This is a genomic window from Undibacterium sp. Di27W (assembly GCF_049340345.1).
GTDB lineage: Bacteria > Pseudomonadota > Gammaproteobacteria > Burkholderiales > Burkholderiaceae_D > Undibacterium.
The window spans coordinates 1-4,841 of the sequence record NZ_JBMPOS010000049.1; the positions used below are offsets into that span (position 1 = coordinate 1).

Annotated in this window: 1 pseudogene; it reads right to left on the reverse strand. The window is 51.8% G+C overall.

What is annotated here, in order from left to right:
* Positions 1–4,841, reverse strand: a pseudogene (locus tag ACO0LF_RS31040) (hypothetical protein); the annotation flags it as partial.

Below are 4,841 nucleotides of genomic sequence, written 5' to 3' on the forward strand. Positions count from 1 at the left end.
GTCACTACCGGCGATGATCAGCGTTTTGCTGATCAGGCGGTTGACGTCATCATAGGCGTAAGTCGTCTTATTGCCATTCGCATCGGTGCTTTCTTTGAGCAGGTCGGCATTGTCGTAGAAGCTGCTGGTTGTCGAGGATGTTCCATCCACTCCGCTTAAAGCAATACTCGTAGCGTTACCATCCTTATCAAATTCTGTAAACTCAGAACTTTTGCTATTGGACGTTAATATTTTCTCGCCAAATACGTTAATGGCGCGGGTGACAACGATACCTTCGGCACTCGTACTAAAAACATATTGACCACGAGCTATCTTTTGGTAAGCAAATGTTGTGGCATTACCTTTGGCATCTATCGATGTCAAAGTTCTGTCAAAGGGGTCATAACTAGTTTTGCTACTATTTCCACTGGCCTGCTCAACCACTTCTACGGACCGCCCCAAACGGTCAAATTTTTGAACCGTTACATTGCCATTGGCGTCAACTAAGCGAATAGCACGACCAAAAGCATCATAGTCGGTATGAATGGTTTGCTTGATGCCATTGGCATCCTGAGTTGTTTCAGTGACCTGGCCAAGTTTGTTATAGCTGGTTTTATTAACAATGCTCGCCGAGGCAGTGATGGGGCTGGTCACGCTGGTCGTTTCACCAAATTGGTCGTAGCCGTAGGTGGTGACGTTGCCATTGGCATCAGTTGATGTGTCCAGGCGACCATCCAGGTTGTAGCTCAGGTGTTGGACACTGTCGAGTTGACTGTTGGCGATGCCAGCCAGGCTTTGTGTCAGGGACGAAGTCATCAGGCCACCCGTCAAACTGGCTACACCGGTCAGGCGGGTGCCGTAACGTAGGGTGTCGGTCAGTTGGCCCAGGTGGTTGTAGCGGTTTTCTGTAACTTCACCCAGTGCATTGATGGTGTGGGTCAAGTGGCCGGCCTGGTCGTAGTAATACAGGGTACGGTGACCGTTCTGGTCTGTGCTACTGGTGCGGCGATTGGCACTATCGTAGGTATATTTGACGCCGTAATCTTTCCATATCTGGCTTGCCTGCGCTGGAGTTTGCTGCAACGCCAGACTACCATTACCATTCAAGGTAGTAGTTACTCTCCCAAATTGGTCATACTGCAGCGTTTGAATCCTTATGGTTGCGGGAGCATTTCTGACACTTTTCCGTATCAACTCACCCGTATTGTTATCGTAGGTAAATTCGGTAGTCGAACCATCCTCTGGCTTGCTCTGGAATACACGCCCTAAAGTGTCGTAAGCGATAGAAGCAAACAGATCTGACGCGCTATTCGCTGCTGGCCTTACACTTTCCCAAGTTGCACCGGGCATTACATTATTGGCTTTATTGGTATACCGCGTGGTCTGTGTCGATTGTCCATCCAGATTGTATTGGTATTCAGTCGCATACCCTTCCGCATTAACATTACCGATCAACTGGTTCTTAGCATTGTAGAAGTTGTAGCTCATCGCATCACTGGACGGATTTTGAGTGATGAGTTGATTAAATTGACTATTGACCTGCGCTGCCTTGTTCTGGGCTGCATACGCAATGGTCGTCGTCTGACGGCCCGCACTGTCATAGCGGTATTCAACGATGCTGCCTTCTGCATCGACTGTACCAATTAATTTCTGGCCCTGGTCGTAGTAGCGGTAGCTGCTGCGGTCTTTGCTGTCTGCTGCTACCTGTATCTCTTCCGCTTTGGCATTGATGCCGACACTGGACGGATTGAGGGTGTTGGCGCGCTGTATCGTCGCAACGAGGTTGCCTGCAGCGTTGTATTGCAGCTCAGTCACTTCTCCCAGCGGGCTGATGGTCTTGACCAATCTGCCCAGTTTGTCGTACAGGGTGCGCACGATCATGTCGCTGGCACTGGCTGTAACTGGAACGCCGATTTCTATTGCTGCTGGCAATGCGGGCAAAGGGCCACCATAGGGCAATGGTGCCGTCGGTATTGGTGCGGGGGCAGGTGTATTGGCGGATGCTGGAGCATTCCCTAGCAATGTCCAGGGTGCGCTACTGTCATCCACTGGTGTCGAGCCATGATGATACCAGCGTGCTTGCCAGAGTTTGCCGTTATAGACGACGATTTCTGCAGCCACATTGACGGTTTGGCCATTGACGACTTCGGTCTCTCCGCCACGGTAAGTGATGCCAGCTTGCCAGACACTGTAGCCATCTTTGTTCGGCAGTGCACGCCAGACTTGAACTTCTTGTGGGTCAGCCGAGGTCATGGTGCTACCCATGGTATCCCAGCGGGATTTATATTGCTGCCCCTGATACTCAATGACTGAGCCTTCGGGATAGTAGGCGCTAGCATTCCACTGCGGCACAACAGGTGCCTGCGGCGTCACGGGAGCATTGGTAGAAGGAATTGCCCCCAAGTCTAACCAAGGAGCACCATTGTCGGTGCTTGGAGTTGCACCGACATGGAACCAGCGCGCTTGCCATAAATGGCCGTTGTATGCCACAACCTCGGCTGGCACATTGACATTCTGGCCGTTGACAACTTCTGTTTCGCCAGCCCAATAAGTAATATTAGCTTGCCAGGTACTATAACCATCCTTGTTAGGTAGTGCACGCCAGACCTTCACATCGTCCAGATTGGCCGATGTCATGGTACTGCCCATGGTGTCCCAACGGGTTTTGTATTGTGCACCTTTATATTCAACAATCGAGCCAGTTGGATAAAAGGTGCTGGCATTCCACTGTGGGATTTGCGGCTGGATAACCGGTGAACCACCGATCAGACCAAGATCTATCCAAGGTGTACCATTGGCTGAGCTGGGTGGCGTGCCAGTATGGTACCACTGTGCCTGCCACAGGTGACCGTTATAGCCAACGATTTCACCGCCCTCTATCACGGTCTGACCATTTTTTACGACAGCAGTACCACCTTGGTAGGTGATGTTGGCTTGCCATAAACTATAGCCCTCTGTACCTGCCACTGGCTCCCATACTGCCGCCGCTTTGAGATCTGCACCCGTCATGGTGTCACCCAGAGTATCCCAGCGGGTTTTGTAGAGTTGGCCTTGATAATTGACGTAAGTACCAGTTACATAAAACGTACTGGGAGACCAAGCCTGTGCTTGTACATTGATCGGTGTAGGGACCGGTGTCGTCGGCACAGCAGGTGCAGGTGCTGGCGTAGCTGATGGAGAGGCCAAGTTCCCCAATACCGTGGCAGGAGTGATAGCAATTCTGTTCTGCACCACTTGCGTTTTAATTTGCTGGAACTGGGCATCAGTCAGTGCATTGGCGCGAGCGATCGTCTGCACGCGCTCATCGAGCGTGTTATAGACATATTGAGTAACCTCGCCTTTGCCATTGACATCAGCCTGCAAATTGCCTGCAGCATCGTAGATGTGCAGTTGTTCTACGCCTGTTGGGTCTTTGGCATAAACGAGTCTGCCGAGGGCATCATAGCCATAACTGACAGTGAGTTCGCCACCGAGGGTGTTGCTAAGTAAATGGCCTTGATTGTCATACACTTGGGTGTCGATGCGGCCACTGGTGTTGTGCTGGATGATTTTGTGGTTGGCGTCATCGTATTCGGTGTAGCTGGTCTTTTGCAGGGCGTCGGTGGTACTGAGTTGACGGCCCAGGCCGTCGTAGGTGTAGCTGGTTTGGTTGTTGAGTGCATCAACAGTCATCAGCAGGTTACCAGCAACATCGTAGGTGTAGCGGGTGATACTTTGGCTGCCATCAGCCACGCCTGTGCCGTCGCTATTGACTTTGGCATAGGTGGTACTGGTGCTGAGCTGGCCACGGGTGTTGTAGCTGTAGTCGCTGCGGGTGGTATTGCTTTGGATCTGGGAGGCACTCCAGCTTTGCAGTTGGCCCAATGTCAGTAGGCCGGTTGTTCCCAGTCCGGCTACGGGGTAGCTGGCGTTGGTGAAGTGGATCTCAGCTGTTTTCTGGCCTGCGGTGTCATAGCGTTGTTCGGTGACGATGCCGGTGGCACTGATCTGGAAGCGTAACTGTCCGGGCAGACCGTAGACGAAGCGGGTGCTTTGGGGGCTGGTGGACTGGTTGGCACCTGCTGCCGGGGTCAGGGTGCCGAGGATCAGGTCGCCATTGCTGTCGTAGGTGTTGTCGGTGCGGTTGCCTGCTGCATCGGTCTTTGTGAGCAGGTGACCGGCTGTATCGTAGGTGTAGCTGGTCGCATTGCCTTGTGCATCGGTGAGGCTGGCTATATTACCGTAAGCATCATAGCTGTAGCGCAGGGTTTGAGTCTGGCCATTAGCGGCGGGTGCAATAATGGTGTCAAAACGTTTGTCAGCATTGAGGAGGTAGATGTTGACATTGCCAAAGGCATCAGTGATTTTGGTTTGGTGGTTGGCAGTGTCGTAATCAAACTTGGTAATATTATTGTAGGCGTCGGTGATGCTGGCAACGCGAGATTCGCCATCCACAGTGATATAACTGAACTTTTGGTAGCTACCATCTGTCTGGGTGATGCTATCGATCAGGTTGGTCGCACCAGCATAGGTGTAGCTGGTAGCGTAGACTTTGCCATCGGTAATGCTGGCATCTTCTGGACTAAGGTCGAGCAGGACCTGGCTCAGGCGATTCTGTGCATCGTAGTTATAATGGGTGTTGCTGGTGACTTTGCCGTCTGCGGCAACAATGCGTTCCTGGCTCAGGTTGTTACCTGTATAGATGAACTCAACCGATTCACCATTAGCGTTGGTGATTTTAGACAGCAGGTCGCCATTGTAGCTGTAGGTAGTGATATTGCCGCTGGTGTCGCTGGCGGTGGCCAGTTTCCAACCACTGTTATTACCTTTATAAGTTTCTGTTTGGTGAGTGATGCTATTGGTCCAGGTCCAGGTGGAACCCT